1 protein-coding gene is annotated in these 581 nt (G+C 51.3%); it reads right to left on the reverse strand.

The window, feature by feature from the left end; all coding sequences use genetic code 11:
- On the reverse strand, positions 1–581 hold a 581-nt coding region (locus tag AMS66_RS13815; RefSeq protein WP_201782172.1), incomplete at both ends, for an RHS repeat-associated core domain-containing protein.

A 581-nucleotide genomic window follows, 5' to 3' on the forward strand; every position in this document is an offset into this window, starting at 1 on the left:
AGCCACATAAGCATATAAGTTCAGACCGTCTCCACGATACGTGTCTTCCTGCGTGAATCGCGCGATCAGCGGGTTATAAAACCGGGCGCGCAGATAGTAATGTCCCGTCAGGACGTCCTGCATTTCTCCCGCATATCGGAACGGATTGCTGCGTTCCTCTCTTGCCGATAGCATGTTCCCGAAGGCATCATAGGTGTACGCGTTCAGAATCTGGCCCTGTGATCCGGTCAGATGGGTCACATCACCGTGGATATTATTTACATAATAAGCCACATCGCCCTGATCATCCAGTTGTGTTAGCCATTCATGACCACGGATATAGGATGACTGCACCCGCTCCGTTTCATCCAGCTCATTGACGACATTCCAGCCGTCATGCACGAAATGCCGTACAGTTCCGTTCGTATCGATCCTGCTTCGCAAGCCTTCCGGGTCGTAGCCGTGCTGTACCACACCGCCATCTGCTTGCTCGACTCGAATCGTCCGGTTAAACGCATCATAGGCATAGTTTATCGACTGCTCCCCCTGATACTCCTGAATCAAATTGCCTTGGGCATCATAAGTGTAGCGAATGTTTTTCC

The sequence above is a fragment of the Paenibacillus xylanivorans genome (genome assembly GCF_001280595.1).
Lineage (GTDB): Bacteria > Bacillota > Bacilli > Paenibacillales > Paenibacillaceae > Paenibacillus > Paenibacillus xylanivorans.